Here is an 18,000-nt window from a genome sequence, read left to right as displayed (position 1 = left end):
ATCACAATGAATACAACTCGCTTCATTTTGGGTCATTTCATTGTATGTGGGCGGAGGCCTAGGCGTGCCTGTACCGGAAAAGAAAAGGACACAGCTTAAAGCTGTCCCAGACCGTTCCTTTACTCTACATCATTCCTAATTAATGTCTATCCCAAATCCGGTTTGTCTACGAAGGTAACGACAGCCTTCCTTGTGCCATGTAATTCGAATACAATGAGTTCATTATTTCCCTGATGCAGAAGCGGTGCCGGCACATACATCGTTTGAGTCGGTCCCTTCTCCCAATACCGGCCTAAATTAAAGCCGTTGATAAAAACCTGCCCTTTGCTCCAACCATCCAGTCTTAAGAAAGTATCGGCCGGATCATCCACTTGGAAATTCCCACGGTAAAAGGCAGGTTGAAGCTGGTCAACAAAATTCTCTGTGGAAAATATCAGGTCCCTTAGATCCGATAACGGCAGCGTGCGAATGATCCAATCGTGCAAGAATTGATAACCTAACCTTACACCGCTCGTTATCCCTTTCGGATCACGGAGCTGCGGACCGTAGTTGACGCGTCCCATGTTTTCCACCAGAATATCGAGTTGCAATCCCTCGGCAGGGACCGAAAGCGGAATTCCTTGCGGGTCCCAACGTTCAACGGTGCCGAAAAAGACCCCATCGACAAAGATTAGCGCCCGATCGCGAACTTCTTGCAGGACCAGTTCCATTTCGCTACGCGGCCCGCTAATCCTCGTCGAATACAAGATGAATCCGTAGGCCTGTCCCAATTTCTCCATCGGTTCCGGACAAGCCCTGCGCACAGGAGTTGACAATGCATCCAGTTGAGCGAATAGAGGCGCCGATTCTGACATCTGCACGTTGCCGTAAGCCCGAGCTTCAATCGACGGGGGCAATTCCAGCGGCGGCAGCTCCACATATTTCTCGATGGTTTTGCGAACGGCGTAAAATTTCTCCGTCGGTTTGCCAGACTCGCCCAGCAAGGTATCATAATCGTAGCTGTTGACGAGGGGTTCATATTCATCAAAAAGATTCGCCCCGTTCATAAATCCGAAATTCGTCCCCCCATGGAACATATAGAAATTTACCGATGCGCCTAAAGCCAGCATCTCGTCCAAAGTTTCCGCCACTTCGGCTGCAGGGCGAGTTTGATGCGGCTTCATCCAGCGATCGAACCACCCGTTCCAGAATTCCATGCAAATCAGCGGTCCCGTAGGCTGATACTCGCGCAGTTTCGCGAAGGCTTCCTTGGCCCGCGAACCGAAATTCACCGTAGCGAACACCCTGTCGATCATCCCTCCCTGAAGCATATGATCTTCTGGCCCGTCAGAGGTGAACAGCAGTACATCCATGCCGCGGGCGATCATTGCATTCTTGAGATGATTCAGGTAGGCTTTATCGCTTCCGTAACTTCCGTACTCGTTCTCGATCTGGAGGGCAAGCACCGGTCCGCCGCTTGTGCTCAGCAAGGGCCGCAAACGCGGAAGCAGCTCGTCAAAGTAAGCATCCACTTTCGATAAATAAGGTTCGTAATCGCAACGCAACCGCATGTTATCATCCGCAAGCAGCCAGGCGGGCAATCCGCCGAACTCCCACTCGGCACAAATATATGGGCTCGGCCGCAAAATCACGTGTAAGCCGAGCTCTCCTGCCAGTCGGACGAATGCTTCAATGTCCGCGTTCCCCTCAAAATAGAAGCGGCCCTCCTCCGGTTCATGCAGATTCCAAGGGATATAGGTTTCAACGGTATTCAAACCGCAGGCCTTCAGTTTCAACAAACGATCCCGCCAATACTCCGGCACGATCCGAAAATAATGAACGGCACCGGAAAGCAATCGATAGGGTCGCCCCTCCCAAATGAACTGATCCCCTACTATGGATAACTTTCGCATCCTATGCTCTTCTCCTTTCTATACCCCTGCGATCACGGACGGTGTTGCTATCGTATGCCACAGGTTTGCGCTGATTGCCCTAGGGCCATTCTCGTCATTTAGGCCGTCGAAAGGCAGCAACTCCTCTTCTAATTCGTCGATTTGTTCCAGCTCTCCTGAGACATAACCCTCAATTCGATGTTTAGCCGTCTCGTATCTCTGAAGCATTCCACCCATCCGAAGATCAAAGACGTCTAGACCGAATATCTTATTTTCCTGCAGCCATTGTACTCGGTAGTCCTCCATAAATCTTCTGGACAAAAGGGTAAGCTCCGGTAAAACCACAGCGGCGATATGAGCCAATTCCTCCAAATCTCCACGACGGTATGCGGCCCGAATGGAAATCCCGGCTTCACTTTTCAACTCGAGTAAGCGGCATAAGCTGGCTTGCAGTGAGAATAGGGGTTGCCAGACCGAATTACGAGGGATTGCCCGCTCGAACTCGACGGCACTCTTCCGATAATGCTCTGAATAAGCGCCAGGGAGGACATGCTTATCAAACAATCCGCACAAAATGTCTTGATACAGCAAGTATTTTGCCGGATTAACGGAACTGGCTCCCGGTGCCGGATTGCCCGGAACGAGATTGGCAGCATCCAACGCCATGAAGTCATCATAGTTGCCTTCCGTACATGTGCCGAATCTCATCCGAATATGCTCAAGTTCAAAACTACCCGTGTAGCACAGCTCAGCCCATAACTGAAGGGACGGGAGCACGGAGAAGACGGACGCCTCCGCCCCATTATCTCCCCAGGCCGTGATCAACACATCCTTAATCCCGTGTTTGACACAGCTATGATGAGCCAATAGGCTAACACTACGGCTGAATTCGTTATTGGGGGCAAACCCCATCCATTTCCAGGCACCGCCCGCAAATCCGACATGATCGCTCAACTGTTTATGTTTCCGAAGCATTCCATCGTATTTCTCTTGCGTTTCGGAGTAATAGTCCCAATACATTAACGTAACGTCTTCAGGAATCAGCTTAACGATCTCGGAGCTGATGGGGCTCTCGGCATCGTAATATTCACCGGAACTGGCCAGGCGGAAGAACATGTCGCTCCACATCATCGTTCGGTAACCGTATTTTCTCGCGATGTCCATCACCGCCCCGAAATGTTTCAGCATCAAGGAAGATCGCTCTTGAAATCCGTGTTTATCTAGATACTTACCAAGCCCCATCATATGCGCTTCATCCATGCCGATATTGATGCGGCGACTGCGCACATGGGCCGCCATGAAGGCAAACATGGAATCAATTAACTCATATGTTCGGGGTTCGTCTATAAGAAGGATATCCTGGCAATCTACTAGCGGCGCGTGAGCCTGCCATCTTAATGCCTGGCCGAGATGGGCAAGCGTCTGAATACAAGGTACCAGTTCTATGCCAAACAACGCGGCATAACTGTCGAAATCCCGGAGTTGTTCCGCGTTATACCGTCCTCGCAAATAGCCGAAATACGGATATCCCTCCAGTTCATAAGTATCTTCCGTATACAGTTGAACCTCCGAATATCCCATAAGTGCCAGGCGTCGAATCAGTTCCTTAAAACCTTGATCATGAAGCACGGCATTTCGCGAGCAATCCACCATGAAGCCCAGTTGTTCATATACCGGGAGCTCATGGATTTCGAACTTTCCTTCCCGTCTCAAGGTTTCGGTAAATCGGCTAATAGCCCGAATCAATTGGTGATCCTTCTCGTATTCAATGACCGCCTCTTCCCCGTCAAAGCATACGTGAATCCCAGTTCCCCGCTTTTGGCATACCACCGGAATGCCTGTGTCATCCAGGCGGATATTCAAATATCCTGCCACTTCGGTAACTGCCCTCAACTGCTCCTCCGTCAAGTCTGTCAAATGAATGCCAATGATCATAGGTATCCCCCTAAATGATATAGGGATGCGGCCAGTCATAGCCGCACCCCTTACTTAATTGAAATTACTCAATGCCTTCGGCTTTCGCCATCTCGTTGACTTCTTCAATCATTTTGTCAAGGCCCTTTGCCTTATAATCGTTCAAAATGTCATTCCAGGATTTTTCAATCGGATCTTTGGACAGCATCATTTTTAGCAGATCATCATGGTCAAGCACTGTAAATTTGTCCTTCGTCGGCGTGGAGATGTAGGTCAAACGAATATTGTAATCAGGAACCTTGGTATTCTTCAATATCCAATCAATATATTCAACGGCCTCTTTCCGGATAGCTTCATTAGCCAACGTCGGGTTGTTCATGTTATAGGTGTCCGAAGTTTCATACGCTACTAATTCCTTCATAAACAGACGAGCCGGATACTTCTCAATCAATGAACGTGTTTCGATCATCACCTTTTCCCCGTTTTCGATCTTGTAGTCCTCACCCTCAATGCCGTACGTCAACAGATCTTTGCCTTCCTGGGATAATACGTAATCGTAGAGTGCCATGATTCGGTCCATCTTTTTATCGTCAACCTTGTTACTGAAATAGCTTTCGGACCAATACGTTTTAAAGATAGCATGAGAGCGTTCTCCATCAGGACCGATAAGCGGCTTGAGCACCTTGATACTCTCCGTGATCTCCTTATCCGGGTAAGCTGGTTTCCATCGTTTTTCATAAATCTCTTTATTATAATTGATAAACCCACCAGCGCTTAAGAGAGCTGCCGATTTACCTGCAACAAAGTTGTCGTAGGAATCTGCAGGCTTAACCAAAGCAATATCCGGATCAATTAGCCCCTTCTCGTACATATCTTTCATATTCTGGAGTGCCGGAAGAGCTTTCTTGGAAAACACGGCCGGGATATACTTGCCGTCTTCCTTAATCCATTTAAAGTCACTTCCGCTTCCATCACTTGTGGCAACCGAATTGCCGTACAGCCAGAAGAATCCTCCCAGCATCTTGGTCGTTGTCGATGAAAGTCCGGAAATATTTTTGCCTTCCGGATCCGCTTTCACAATGGCATCCAGCATGGCCTTAAACTCGTCCCACGTCTCCGGTTCTTTGGTGATCCCGGCTTTTTGGGCTAGGTCCCAGCGATACAGCACGACACGATCCAGCGCACTCCAATCCACACTAGGGAACATCCGGCGAGGAACCGTATAATGTTTCCCGTCAACGCTCAGCTCTTTAATATCCGGTGCCTCGAAGTATGCCGCTAGGTTAGGATACTTGGTAAGATCCGGGAGTGCGCGAACAACGCCCTGTTCAATCCATTTCCGCTGGTATTGTGTACCGACGGCGTCAACGGCGAAGATGTCAGGCAATTGGTCCGAAGCCGCCCACATCTGTAACTTCTGGGCATAATCATCCCAAGTCATATTTACCGGTTTAAAGGTAATATTGAATTTTTTCAGGATTTGTTGTGCAATCGGGTCTTTATCAATGTTGGCAATTTCGGAATCTGCATCCCAGTATCCAACCGAGATGGTCATAGGCTCCTTGTAAAGTTCGTCCACGGAATTCGTGGATCCCTGAGCTGCATTGCCATTTGATGCTGAATTCTCATTAACGTTATTACCTCCGCCGCATGCAGCCAGTAACGAAGCCATCAAAGTAATGCACATGGCCAGAGTTAACAATTTCTTTCTACGCATGTTTGAACCTCCCTTGATTAATTAGGATAATAATTATGTTTAAATATTTCTTATCCTTTAATTGAACCAACCATAATCCCTTTATTGAAGTGCTTCTGTAGGAACGGATATACAATAATAATAGGGATGCTAGATACTACGATCGCTGCCATTTGCAGTGCGGGCGTATAAACCTTCGCTGTCTGATCCTGCTCGGCCATAGTCTGAGCCATTTGACCAAGCAGTGAATTCGAAGTAATGAGCGTTTCCCGCAAATAAATTTGAAGGGGAACTTTTGACGCATCGCTGATGAAAATCAATGCGTACCACCACTCATTCCATCTTTCAACGGCGTAGAACAAAGCAAAAGTCGCTATAAAGGGTGCGGAGATGGGAATGATGATTTTTATCAGAATATACAGGTCATTCGCACCGTCCAGCTTAGCCGACTCCTCCAAACTCTCCGGAATCGTGTTGAAATAGTTTTTCATAATAATCAGGTAGAATGTATTAAGACCAGCTGGGATAATCATAACGAAAATACTGTTCACGAAAACAAGGTCTTTTACAATCAGATAAAAAGGAATCAAGCCGCCATTAAAAAACATCGTGAACAGAATCAAACTGAGCATCATGTTGCGTCCAGGCATTCCTCGTTTGGACAAGGCATATGCTCCTGCAACCGAGATAACCATACTAAACAGCACGCCAATTACGGTTACGATGACAGAATTTAATAGGGATGTCCAGAATTTCATATCCTGAAAGAGCAGTTTGTAGGCTGAGAGATCAAACGATTTTGGAAAAATATAAAAGTTGCTTTTGCTGATCGCTTCAAATTTAGCAACCGAGATAATCAACACGTTATAGAAGGGAAAAAAGGTGACGAGCGCCAGAAGCCCCAAAACGACGAAGGCGCCAATATCAAAGGCACTCCACTTTTTTCTCTTTCTTTCCATTGTGTCAGTCACTTGCTTCTCCCCTTAGATGTTAGTAATTAATACAGTCCTTCCTCACCCATTTTTTTAGTGATTGTATTCGCCGTCCATAAAAGCACCAGGCTGATGACGGACTTGACAATCCCCACGGCGGTCATATATCCAAAGTCGGTCCCTAACGTAAAGGAGCTTCGGTAAATGTACGTATCGATCGTATCGGCGACTGAATATACCGGAGAACTATACAGGTTGAAAATTTGTTCGAAACTTGAACCATGGGTAAGAAGTTGACCTACTTGAAGAATTAACAGGATCGCAACCGTACTCTTCAAACCAGGCCAGGCTATATTGATCAGCCGACGGAACCGATTCGCGCCGTCCACCTCGGCCGCTTCGAATAACTCCGGATTTATTCCGGATAGAGCAGCTAGGTAAATAATGGAGTCCCACCCGATCTCCCGCCACACATGCGTAATATATAACACAGGTCTAAACGCACCTTCATCGACGAGAGGAGAATTCGGATTCCCTCCAAAGAGCATAATTATTTGGTTATAAATTCCATCCTTGCTTAAGATATTGATGATAATTCCGGCAAGGACGACCCACGAAATAAAATGCGGGAATGTTAGGATCGTTTGAAAGAACTTTCTAAGCTTAGTCTTTGAAAACTCGTATAATACGATGGCTAGAATAATCGGCAATGGAAAATGAATTAACAATTTCATTAGGCTGATAATGATCGTATTCCAAAAAGCCTTATGAAAATCGGGGTCGGTCAACAGGGTTTGAAAGTGGTCTATGCCTATCCATGGACTTCCCAGAATTCCCTTGCTGTAATTAAATGATTTGAATGCCAGCGTTACACCGTACATGGGTGCATAGCTGAAGAGGGCGTACCAGATTAATATAGGCAGAACCATTAAATAAAAATACTTGTACTGTAAAATCGCTTTCCCTAGGCTGCGTTTGGGAGTGCGGACAGTTACAGGATCAGCCAAGCTTCCCCCCACCTTTCTCTGATAGAATGTCATGCAAGTAAGCGCTTTATATGCTAAATTATAGAGGGAGCCCAGATTCTCGAGTATAGAGAATCCAACTTCGATGATGTGGATTTTTCACACCAATTCGAATGACTTGCCGTTGAAGCATAATATTCGACATAGGAAGTGTAAGATAGTCCATACCCCCAAGGTCCTGCAATCGCTAGGATAAATCTAAGAACTTCAGAGAGACAGGGGAATTGCACATGCATTCAGTAATTATCGCAGATGATGAGAAGTGGATCGTCGAAGGAATTAAGGCAGGGGTAAATTGGAAGAAATACGGTTTTGAAGTGATTGATACCGCCGAGAATGGACAAGAAGCTCTTGACCTAATACAACTGCTGCACCCCACACTGGTCCTGACGGATATCAAAATGCCTGTAATGAATGGACTGGAGCTCATTCAACGCGGCAAGAAGGTCGCACCGGACACGATCTTCATCGTTCTCAGCGGACATGCTGAGTTCGCTTATGCCCAAAAAGCCATGAATTACGGCACTTATGGGTACTGCTTGAAGCCCTTTGAAATCGAAGAAATTGAAGGAATGTTGGGACGAATAGTCCAACATCTCGAGACCAAAACAGTAAAGGTTAAACCTGCCCTTGACTTTGAATTGTATGAGGCGGTTTGTTCAGGAGATTTCGATCAGATCAACCGATGGTTGAATGGGAATCAAATCCCGTTATCCCGGTCTATGCCTTCTGTGCCCATCGTTGTTCAAGGATTGAGTGCACCTGTTGATATCGGACATTTCCCAACGCTGGTATTTCCGATGAGCTCCCGCCGATATGGTTACTTAATAATAGAGAAACATTACGAGGCCTTCCTTCAGAGTCTAGAAGATGCGGAAATTCTACAAACGTGCGGAATCGGGATTGGCCCCTCTATATCGAACATTCATCAGTTGGACTCCTCCCTGGAGTTCGCTTCACTTGCTGCCTTCAATATGTTTACAACGGGAAAGCCCGGGTGTTATCAAGTGCATTCGCAGCAAGAGCATTCAATCGACGAGAATCTCAAAGAAATATCCCGAATTCTTCGCAACCATGACCGGCTTGGTTTCATAGCGACCATGGAGTCGATCAAGAAACAGTTCAGAGAAGGAACCTACACCATGAAAGAAGCTTATTTGCTTTACACATCGATCCTTTACTTATTTCCACGGGAAGGAACCCGGATTAACGGCCGTTTTTTTGAAGGGTATGAACAGCTCTACTATCGATACGGCACGGCTGAAGCCATGATCGATGATCTCGTTCTTATGACACTGGATCTGTTAATGAAGAGAAACGATACCGACATGATACAAACCTCGAACAAGAAGGTCAAAGAAATCGTGTTATATATTCGAAACCACTTTAATCAGGAGATTTCTATTCAACATTTGGCTAATCAATTTTACTTAAGTCCGAATTACTTATGTCAATTATTCAAAAAAGAGGTCGGCGAGACCATCGTTGAATACATCAGTCGTCTAAGAATAGAAAGCGCTTGCAAAATGTTGGTCAATACCGACCTATCCATTTCGCAGATCGGGGAAAAAAGTGGTTTTCAGGACTATTTCTACTTCACGCGAATATTTAAGAGGCATCTTAAAATGACGCCAACGCAATATAGGGAAAAAAACAATGAAAACATTTAATAGTTATTCCATTCGTACGCAGGTCCTATTGTTTGGTCTCGTCATATTTTCCACCATACCCCTTATCATCTCTTGGGTCTATCGATTGTCAAGCGAGACGATCATCAACCAGAATACGCAATACAATACCGAACTCGTTTCTCTAATTAAACAACGAATTTCCGATAACTATGCCAACGTATCTTCCATGATGATGAACGTAGGTTACAATCCGACCGTCCAACAGTTTCTAGTGGAAAAAGATAAGCTGCAGAGCTACTATCTATCCCAGAAGGTGGAAGGTCTTCTGAGTATCGCCCGCAATATGAACACGGATGTTCTGGATATCATTGTCGTCGGGCAATCTAACGCACGTATTTCATTAGCGGGGAGAACCAAATACGTTACCGATCTGATGAACACTGCTGAGGATGATGGAGTTGTGTATTATGCTGGGTATAGCCCTCCGGATCGGATTTTGGATAAAAGCAAGATGTTATTCGGTATGAACATCTTTGCTTCCGGAGATACGCCGTTATATGGAGAAAACATCGGTTATTTGGCGGTTCTGGTGGATATGAAGGCCATCCAAACTGAGTTTGCGGGAAATCCCCGTCTTGCCGGAACCAGCTTTTTCATGATGGATCATAAAGGACTGATCTACTCGAATAGTGCTGAGCCGCAAGAAATGTTGGACCAGATACAAATGAAGACAAGCGGAAATGACGGGGAGACCATCCTCGAAACGATCAGCGGAAAGAGATACGCCATTCAATCCTTTGATCTGCCTGAGATCTCGGGAAGAATCGTTACCGCCGTCCCTGTTCATAATCTGATAAGAGGCTTGGAGAAGTTAAAGAAAATCAGCTTTGGGCTCCTTGCCTTAACCCTCTTGGTCCTTTCTATTCCATATACCATGCTGGTGATGAATCTGCTGAAGCCGTTATCCAGGCTCATTCGCTATATGAATCAACTGAAGGCCGGAAATCTGGAGGTACTAAACAACAAGGTCGATTTGAGGGGTTACGCTGAGATTGAAATCATTTCCCGACAGTTCAACATCATGACCACAAGAATTCAGGATTTGACGAGCCGATTAATTGATGCGACAACTCAGCTCTACCAGTCTGATCTGGAGAAGCAACGAGCCGAATACGCGTATTTGCAAAGTCAGATCAATCCTCATTTCTTAAGCAATACCCTGGATTCAATCAAAGGCGTAGCTATCGTAAAAGGAAACCACGAGATTTTTGAAATGACCACTGCCTTAAGTACCATGCTCAGGTACAGCATCAAAGGCAATGAGGAAGTCACTCTTGGGGAGGAACTGAAGATAGCTGGGTCTTGTGTAAAAATATACCAAGGTCGATTCCCGGGCAAATTCACTTATAAACTGATTTGCCCGAAAGAATGGTTAACCATTTCCGTACCGAAAATGATTCTTCAACCTATTGTGGAAAATGCGCTGGGTCATGGACTCGAAGCTCAAGGTAACGGGGTACTTCTCATCTCGGTGGACAAAAGTCATGAGGGGTTCCTCAAAATCTCCGTCGAAGATAACGGAGTGGGCATCGATGAGAAAAGGCTGAGTCAGCTAACCCAGCTGTTAACGCATAGGAATATGGGGTCAGGTCATCATATCGGTCTTTTAAACGTCCATAATCGCTTAAATTTGAAGTATGGAGACCCTTTCGGGATTCGGCTTCACAGTCAGCAAGGAAACGGGACGAAGGCTGACCTGATACTGCCTGGCACTTTAATAGGAGAGCAAGGAGCATAAACATCTTGGAGGCTGCCCAAAGCGGGCAGCCTCCTCCATCATTCTTTCTTTTATGCATTCTGGCTTTAGTTGTCCGCATACTCCTTGGCATGATAAGGCCCGCCTTCTTTAAGTACCGTCCATAAAGGATCCGTATCGCAGTCCATGGTAGCCATCATGCTATCATGCCACTCGTTAAGTAAATATACGGCCTCGGTACAAACCTCTCTTCGTCCTTCGGCCAGATTATACTGCTCGTACGGGTCATCCTTCAAATTAAACAACATTTCTTTGGGGAAGCCGTGGTGTCCGTCATGATAGGTCCGAATATATAACCAATCTCCGAACCGGACGCTGCGTTGGCACACGTGCGCGCATTGGGTGAGGACAAGGTAATCCCGCCCAGCCGAGTTTCCTTCCAGAATTGCGTCGGCATAGCTTTCCCCGTCCCAAGAGGGGGCAGCTTTCAATAGTAATAGACTTGCCAGAGTTGGTGAAAGATCCAGATGATAATGGAGACCTTCGTCTATTGTTCCCCTTTGGCCGCCAGGCCAACGAATTATCATTGGAATCCGGCAGGTGGCCTCGTCTGCTGTTCCGTGTTCGGAGTATATCCCGAGCTCGCCCAAACTTTCAGCGTGATCCGCACTGATAATGATCGCCGTATCATCCATGACGCCAAGCTGAGTTAGTTTGGAGAAGACATGACCGAGATGCTCATCGAGATATTTGACAGCCGCGTCATAGTTGTCAATGATAACCCGCAAGTCCTCATGTTGTTCAATCTTCTTGTGATGTCTTGAATGACGGTGATAATGCGATTGGGCGAGCGCGTTCATGTCGTCGATGCTATGTTGTCCCTTCTTGTGTCGGTGAAGCTCGAACACGTCTTCGGAGAGCCACTCGGGTAGCCGATCATGCTCGAACGGATTGCCGTAACTTTCGGGCGTACGATAAGGAGTATGCGGATCCCAAAAATTCAGGTGCAGAAACCAGTTTTCAGATGCCCCGTTATCCTCTAACCATTTAAGTGCCACAGGGAGCACTTGTTCTGCCGTCTCGTGCCCTCTTCCTCCCACATTAAATATCTCCTGGAAACCGGCGTTGAATGTCCAGGCGGAGTGCCGTTCGGAGAAAGTGCTGATCGATGCGGTTTTCATGGCCGCTTGCCTCAAGATAGCCGGAAGACTCTCCATGCTCAATCGGTCATTAAATTCCCGCGCCGCTCCCTCTCTTCGCATGTCTGCGGCAGTTCCACCATGCCCTACGATTCCATTATGAATGCCGAACCGCCCCGACATTAATGCGGAACGGGACGGCAGACATGGAGCATCCGAGCAGTAATAATTTGTAAAGATGACCCCTTCTTTAGCGATGGCATCAATGTTCGGAGAAGTGTTGCGATGATAACCATAACATCCCAAATGATCCGGGCGAAGCGAATCCAAATCCAAATACAAAATTCTCATGAGTAATTCCCTGCCTTTCTTAGGAGCAAATAAAAATCAATACCAGGTTGGCCATAATGACCTGCTCATGATCTTAGAGTAATTGAATGAGACTGATTCCGCTATGGAGATGCGATCTTTATTCATGTAAATTTGATACATTTACGATACTCCGCCGGCCCTTTACCGAAACTATTATGGAATGCCTTGCTGAAGTGTGCAGCATCATAAAATCCACAGCATCGGGAGATATGTTCCATTGTATAATCCGTACTCTCCAGCAACTGTTTGGCATGCTGCAACCGGAGCTTTCGCAACATTTGCATGGGTGTCAATTTGTATATTTTCTGGAATGCCCGGCTAAAGTAGACGGGATTCATGTGATACAACTTGGCAAGCTCCTCCCGAGTCATCTCTTGATCTAGCCGAGCCTCCATGTAATGCAACGCTTCGTTAAAGCGGTCTGTGATTGCGGGATCTCTTGTAGTTTGGCGCCCACCCAGTTTGGTGCTCTCCACAATCTCATAAAGCAGGAAGAACGCTAATGAACCGATCTGAATGTTTCTGTGATCATCTCCCTCTTGCAACCATAAGCTCCGTAATTCGTCAAACTTTCTCTCATACTCGTTCCGATCACGAATCCGAATCACCTTGCCTAGAGGGAATAACTTAAAAAAGTCGGCTCCGTCACCCACCTCCGCATGAATATTAAATAAATAATGGACACCGTCCCTTTGGGAGATCACATTAAACGGCTCATTGGGACGGTGAATCATTACATCCCCCGCGGAAGCCACATATTCTCCCTCAGGGGATGTGGTCAATACCTCACCCTTTTGGATATAAGAAACGGTGTAGCAGGTTTGAACATAATCAAATAGAATCCGCGTTTTATATTGGATTTTGATGACGTCCAGCACGGTTATTCCAAACTGACTACGAATCATAGAGGACAAGGAAATCCCTCCTACACACGGATACGCGACTGACAACAGTTTTTAAACTTTTTTCCGCTCCCGCATAAACAAGGATCATTTCGACCCGGAAGCGGGTTGCCGCTTTTCCTATACTCTTGCATCTGTTCTGCCTTGATCCGGTTCGCTAGCGTTTCCATCCGATCATAAGCATGAGCGTAGAACATTTTGTAGCCGCGGCAAAAATAATCCACCTCGGTACGATCATTCACATCCAGCCAATTCCGGTTGCGGGGGCAACCTCCGTGACAAAATTGAAGGTATTCACACTTACGGCAAGCTTCATTCACATTGGGCTTCATCTGCAAAAAGTCATGATATACCTGTTTGGCCAGTAAAACATCCAGATCGTCTTGACCGACATTACCCAGCTTGTGCTCCTCATCGATAAAGAAATCACAAGGATAGGCATCGCCATTCGTTTCAAGCACCATCATTTTCGGGCAACATAAATTGTGGACACATAGCTCTGCTGGACGATGCAACAAGGCGAGCAGCATATTCTCAAACATACGAATGGAAACCTCCGGTAGCCCATCGTTGTACCACAGGTCAAAGGTCCGGCATAAAAACTCCCCATACTCTTCGGGAGTAATCCGGAAACGTCCGGACATACCGCTCTGTTGCGAAACAAAATCCATGCACGGGATAAACTGAATAAAGGCGAAATTTTGCTCATGGTAAAATGCCATCAATTCATCCGGCTTCTTTACATTATCTTCATGGATCACCGTTAGAATATTATACTCCACGCCTGCCTGCTCCAAATGATGTAATCCGCGCATCACTAAATCAAAGCTGCCTTTCCCGGAGCCGGTTATACGATGAGTGTCATGAATAGGCTCCGGACCGTCCAAACTAATCCCAATCAGGAAATGATATCGTTTAAAAAAACGCGCCCAACTCTCATTAATCAACGTTCCGTTCGTCTGCAGGGCATTGCTAATCATCGTATGGGGAGGCGCATACTTAGCCTGCAGAGATACCACATGCTCAAAATACGGAAGACCAGCCAACAAGGGCTCCCCACCTTGCCAAGAGAAGACAGCCTGGCCAGATGATCTCTTCATGTATTGAGAGATAAACCGATCCAATAATGCCGGCTCCATCACACGGACGGGCTGATGAGGATGACCGCCAGCCGTGCTGTAATAACAATAATCACAAGCCAGGTTACAATCCTCCGAGACGGTTTTCCACATGACATGAAGAGGATGCGGCCTGGAAGTTAGTATACATGCGCTCATCGAACAATCGCTCCTCTGTTGCATTTCCTACTCAATTGTCGCTCATTCACTTTACCTAAGATGAGATAAAACGGCAACCGGTTCCCGTCCAATAACGAGCCTGCCGTCCTGGACATACCCTTCTTCGCGATCCTTAAGCTCCTGCACCAGCACTGAACGCCAGTACCGAATACGGTCCTGCTTCTGAGGATGATGGATCAAATTGTGAATTTCACCCGGGTCCTGGACCAGGTTAAAGAATTGCTCCTCCCCGGTTTGAGAGTACCAAATATACTTCTCAGCACCATTCGTTATCCATTGCGTTGAGGCAATCCCCTGAGCGTGCTCGCCATGCAAGTATTCGCGCCAAGGTTTGTTCCGAGACGCCTCCTCTTCAGCGCGCGCTAACTCCCAAACGCTCTCTCCTTCTACTGAGGCGGGGATATCAATCGATGCAGCCGTCAGTAGAGAGGGCATAATATCGCGCAACTCTACAACCTCTGAGACGGCAGATCCCTGTGCGAGGTTCAGATAACCTCCCGGATCATTAACGATAAACGGGATGTGAGCGCTTCCTTCATAAGGTAATGATTTTCGGAACAGATGATGATCCCCCAGTAATTCCCCGTGGTCAGAAGTAAACATAATGATTGTGTTATTTCGTTCGCCATATTCGTCCAGCGCTTGCAGAAACCGTCCGATTTGATGATCAATATGAGTAATTAATGCGTAATAAGCGGCCTTAGCCAATTTCAAGCGGCGCTTGGGTACGATCCCTTTCGAAGTCACGGGATTAAATCCATGCCCCTCTGGATCTTCCTTCATGGCCCATTCCCCGATCACCGGATCAGGGATATCGGTATCTTTGTACAAGTCCAGATAAGCTTGCGGTGGGTCTAGCGGCGAATGAGGGCGCACAAATGACATCCACAGGAAAAAGGGTTTGCTTGGATCTCTCCGACGCAAAAAGTCAATGGACTGGCTTACGGTCCAATTGGTAGGATGCAGGTGCTCAGAAAGAGCCCAGGGTCTTGCCACGGTTGAAGCGTTGCAGTCTAGGCCAAGATCCAGCAGATCTGCTCCTGGAACCTGACCACGGAGCCATGTCAAGTAGTCATCCACTTCATCGTAATGTTCTTGAACGGTATTACTATGCTTGTAGCGATTATAGTGCAGATAACCGTCGTGCAATATGACGTTGTGGAACCCCATCAGACTCCGTGCCGGATAGACATGCATTTTGCCAACACATTGTGTATGGTAACCAGATTTCGCCAGTTCACCTGGCAATGTGGTTGGGTAATTCCAGGGTACACGTTCCTGATAGCCGACTCGTCCGTGAGAGGTTTGCTTCTGCCCTGTAAAAATAGCCGCCCGAGCGGGTACGCAAGTCGGAGTAGCCGAATAGGCATGGTCAAATCTCACTCCGGTGCGGGCGAGTTCATCCAGATTAGGCGTCTCCACTACCGGATGTCCCAAAATGCTGAGACAATCATATCGCATTTGGTCAACTGTGATCAGTAAAATATTCGGGCGTTGTGTTTCAATTGATGATTTCACTTATTGGGCCCTCCTCAAAGGATAAGATCTGCAGCACACCGAAAACCGATATTTCCTGAGGAACTGTCCGGTGTATTCTTGCTTCTGGCCGCAACACGATAACGGTTACAATAAGATTTATGGCATAGATAAGATCCCCCGCGCATCGACTTTGCCACACCGCTCGCCGAGCCTCTCGGATTTACGTTATCGGGGGATAGATGATAGGTAGGTGTAAACCAATCCTCACACCATTCCCACACGTTACCCGACATATTGTAAAGACCGTATCCGTTGGGAAGATAGGACTCGGCGGGGGCGGTGCCCGCATAACCATCGCTGGCATGATTTTTAACGGGAAACTTCCCCTGCCAAATATTGCATTGATGTTCTCCAGTTGGTTTTAAAACATCTCCCCAGGGATAACGCTGTTGGACAAGACCTCCCCTGGCGGCGAATTCCCATTCCGCCTCGGTAGGAAGACGTTTACCAGCCCAGCGGCAATAAGCGTCAGCATCATGCCAGGACATATGAACAACGGGGTGATCAAGCCGCACATTCACATAGGAATCCGGACCTTCTGGATGGCGCCAGTTTGCCCCTTCCACCACCCACCACCAAGGGGTATGCGTTGCCACTTGAGTTACTTTCTTACCTGTCTCAGCAGAAATAAAAGAATGAAACACATAGGACCAACCGAAACGTTCCGCATCCGTAACGTAGTTGGTATCCTCTACAAACAGAGCAAACTGCGCATTGGTAACCGTTGTTGCATCCATGAAAAATGGAGAGACCGTCACCTCCCTAACCGGGCCTTCGCCATCTGCCGGGAATCCTTCCTTATCATCCGTTCCCATCAGAAAACATCCCCCTGGAATTTGGACCATGCCCGATAGTTCCCTTCCCCTACGTAATTCCTGGGAGGGCTTGTACTCCTTGGATTTATCAAGGAGACCCTTCCCCTTGACTTGATGACGACTAGCCGAACAGCAAGCATGTAAATTCTCTGTCATGGTGAAATCTCCAATCCAAAATTGATGAATAAGCAATGCCACAGATTCATTATACCACTTTTCATCAAAATGGAATTAAGTTTTCGAGCGGTGCCGCAGTTATTAAGAATGATTTTCCTCCTTTTACAAACACTACATCACAATCGTTTTAAAGGAGGAAATATTTCATGTGTCAAAGATATTCCATCGCGGCCGAGCTGCCGGAGGTTCAGGAGCATTTTCAAATCGGGCGGGTTATGAGTTATTACAAGAACCGCTTCAACATCAGTCCCACGCAGCCCACGCCGGTTGTGCTCCAGCAGGATGGGGAGCGGGTACTCGACGAGTTCCGCTGGGGGTTTGTTCCGTATTGGGGAAGAGACGCGGTAAATGCGGATCTGCGTAACGTCCACCAGAATCCGACGTACCGCCGTATCATCAACACGCAGCGTTGCGTCATCCCGTGCAATGGCTTTTATTATTGGAAGAAGGAGGGCAAGAAGGAATACCCCGTCCGGGTGGTTCTAAAAGACCGCGGCATGTTTGGTGTGGCCGGGCTATACGAAATTTGGCGGGATACTCGAGGCGAACCGCTCCGCACCTGCACCCTCGTCATGACGGAGGCCAATCCCCTGATCGGAGAGTTTGAGAACCGTATGCCGGCGATTTTGTCTCCTGAGGATATGACCCGCTGGCTGGACGAGGAGATCAACGATCTCGACGCGCTGGACCCGATCCTTCGTCCGCATGCAGCAGATGAAATGCAGGCCTACGCAGTAACACCGCTCATCGACAACAACCGGTACGACAGCGACGAATGCATCCGGGAGATGGACTTGCAGCTGGCTTGGGTGAAGCGATAAACAATCGAGTAGGAGGGGGTGACTAACCCCCGTCCTCTCACACCACCGTACATGCGGGTCCGCATACGGCGGTTCCAAAAGGTTAACAAAGCTCCAAATAACGAGAAAGCAT

The 18,000-nt window shown here is 47.3% G+C and carries 13 protein-coding genes; 3 read left to right on the top strand and 10 right to left on the bottom strand.

Going from position 1 to position 18,000, the window contains the following annotated elements:
• Nucleotides 1–146: 146 nt before the first annotated feature.
• From M0651_RS12290 to M0651_RS12270, 5 genes are all read right to left on the bottom strand, one after another.
• On the bottom strand, nt 147–1,892 hold the full coding sequence (locus M0651_RS12290; RefSeq protein WP_248552038.1) for a glycoside hydrolase family 35 protein: 1,746 nt from the start codon (nt 1,890–1,892) through the stop codon (nt 147–149).
• Nucleotides 1,893–1,910: 18 nt separating this feature from the next.
• On the bottom strand, nt 1,911–3,806 hold the full coding sequence (locus M0651_RS12285) for a beta-N-acetylhexosaminidase (RefSeq protein WP_248552037.1): 1,896 nt from the start codon (nt 3,804–3,806) through the stop codon (nt 1,911–1,913).
• Nucleotides 3,807–3,870: 64 nt separating this feature from the next.
• Nucleotides 3,871–5,502 carry an extracellular solute-binding protein gene (locus M0651_RS12280; RefSeq protein WP_248552036.1) on the bottom strand — a complete coding sequence of 544 codons (1,632 nt, stop codon included), beginning with the start codon at nt 5,500–5,502 and terminating at the stop codon, nt 3,871–3,873.
• A 50-nt stretch (nt 5,503–5,552) separates the two neighbouring features.
• Nucleotides 5,553–6,452, bottom strand: coding sequence for a carbohydrate ABC transporter permease (locus M0651_RS12275; protein WP_248552035.1), 900 nt, complete (start codon nt 6,450–6,452; stop codon nt 5,553–5,555).
• Nucleotides 6,453–6,478: 26 nt separating this feature from the next.
• The gene (locus M0651_RS12270; RefSeq protein ID WP_248552034.1) at nt 6,479–7,420 is read right to left on the bottom strand and encodes an ABC transporter permease; all 942 of its coding nucleotides are present in this window, start codon (nt 7,418–7,420) and stop codon (nt 6,479–6,481) included.
• Between the two features lie 248 nt (nt 7,421–7,668).
• Between M0651_RS12270 and M0651_RS12265 the strand changes: the two genes are divergently transcribed.
• Both M0651_RS12265 and M0651_RS12260 read left to right on the top strand, forming a co-directional pair.
• The gene (locus tag M0651_RS12265; protein ID WP_248552033.1) at nt 7,669–9,108 is read left to right on the top strand and encodes a helix-turn-helix domain-containing protein; all 1,440 of its coding nucleotides are present in this window, start codon (nt 7,669–7,671) and stop codon (nt 9,106–9,108) included.
• 28 nt (nt 9,109–9,136) lie between these two features.
• Nucleotides 9,137–10,867 (top strand): sensor histidine kinase, encoded by a 1,731-nt coding sequence (locus M0651_RS12260; protein WP_248552032.1) that lies wholly within the window; start codon nt 9,137–9,139, stop codon nt 10,865–10,867.
• 65 nt (nt 10,868–10,932) lie between these two features.
• Here M0651_RS12260 and M0651_RS12255 read toward each other — a convergent pair whose 3' ends face one another.
• From M0651_RS12255 to M0651_RS12235, 5 genes are all read right to left on the bottom strand, one after another.
• Complete coding sequence (locus tag M0651_RS12255) at nt 10,933–12,315, bottom strand: sulfatase family protein (protein ID WP_248552031.1); 1,383 nt, start codon at nt 12,313–12,315, stop codon at nt 10,933–10,935.
• A gap of 122 nt (nt 12,316–12,437) precedes the next feature.
• Nucleotides 12,438–13,241, bottom strand: a complete 804-nt coding sequence (locus M0651_RS12250) for a helix-turn-helix domain-containing protein (RefSeq protein WP_248552171.1) — start codon at nt 13,239–13,241, stop codon at nt 12,438–12,440.
• Nucleotides 13,242–13,261: 20 nt separating this feature from the next.
• Nucleotides 13,262–14,470 (bottom strand): anaerobic sulfatase maturase, encoded by a 1,209-nt coding sequence (locus tag M0651_RS12245; RefSeq protein WP_308195505.1) that lies wholly within the window; start codon nt 14,468–14,470, stop codon nt 13,262–13,264.
• A 96-nt stretch (nt 14,471–14,566) separates the two neighbouring features.
• Nucleotides 14,567–16,054, bottom strand: a complete 1,488-nt coding sequence (locus M0651_RS12240) for an arylsulfatase (RefSeq protein WP_504928347.1) — start codon at nt 16,052–16,054, stop codon at nt 14,567–14,569.
• Nucleotides 16,055–16,068: 14 nt separating this feature from the next.
• Nucleotides 16,069–17,046 carry a formylglycine-generating enzyme family protein gene (locus M0651_RS12235; protein WP_248552029.1) on the bottom strand — a complete coding sequence of 326 codons (978 nt, stop codon included), beginning with the start codon at nt 17,044–17,046 and terminating at the stop codon, nt 16,069–16,071.
• 167 nt (nt 17,047–17,213) lie between these two features.
• Between M0651_RS12235 and M0651_RS12230 the strand changes: the two genes are divergently transcribed.
• A complete protein-coding gene (locus tag M0651_RS12230; RefSeq protein WP_248552028.1) occupies nt 17,214–17,888 on the top strand; it encodes an SOS response-associated peptidase in 675 nt (224 codons plus the stop codon).
• Nucleotides 17,889–18,000 lie beyond the last annotated feature (112 nt).

This window comes from Paenibacillus mellifer, from assembly GCF_023195895.1.
GTDB lineage: Bacteria > Bacillota > Bacilli > Paenibacillales > Paenibacillaceae > Fontibacillus > Fontibacillus mellifer.
This window is presented reverse-complemented; position numbering and strand designations above follow the sequence as displayed.

Coding starts and splice junctions, on each gene's coding strand:
- M0651_RS12255 (WP_248552031.1), bottom strand. CDS start 12,315: ATGAGAATTTTGTATTTGGATTTGGATTCGCTTCGCCCGGATCATTTG.
- M0651_RS12235 (WP_248552029.1), bottom strand. CDS start 17,046: ATGACAGAGAATTTACATGCTTGCTGTTCGGCTAGTCGTCATCAAGTC.
- M0651_RS12290 (WP_248552038.1), bottom strand. CDS start 1,892: ATGCGAAAGTTATCCATAGTAGGGGATCAGTTCATTTGGGAGGGGCGA.
- M0651_RS12245 (WP_308195505.1), bottom strand. CDS start 14,470: ATGTGGAAAACCGTCTCGGAGGATTGTAACCTGGCTTGTGATTATTGT.
- M0651_RS12280 (WP_248552036.1), bottom strand. CDS start 5,502: ATGCGTAGAAAGAAATTGTTAACTCTGGCCATGTGCATTACTTTGATG.
- M0651_RS12265 (WP_248552033.1), top strand. CDS start 7,669: ATGCATTCAGTAATTATCGCAGATGATGAGAAGTGGATCGTCGAAGGA.
- M0651_RS12250 (WP_248552171.1), bottom strand. CDS start 13,241: ATGATTCGTAGTCAGTTTGGAATAACCGTGCTGGACGTCATCAAAATC.
- M0651_RS12230 (WP_248552028.1), top strand. CDS start 17,214: ATGTGTCAAAGATATTCCATCGCGGCCGAGCTGCCGGAGGTTCAGGAG.
- M0651_RS12285 (WP_248552037.1), bottom strand. CDS start 3,806: ATGATCATTGGCATTCATTTGACAGACTTGACGGAGGAGCAGTTGAGG.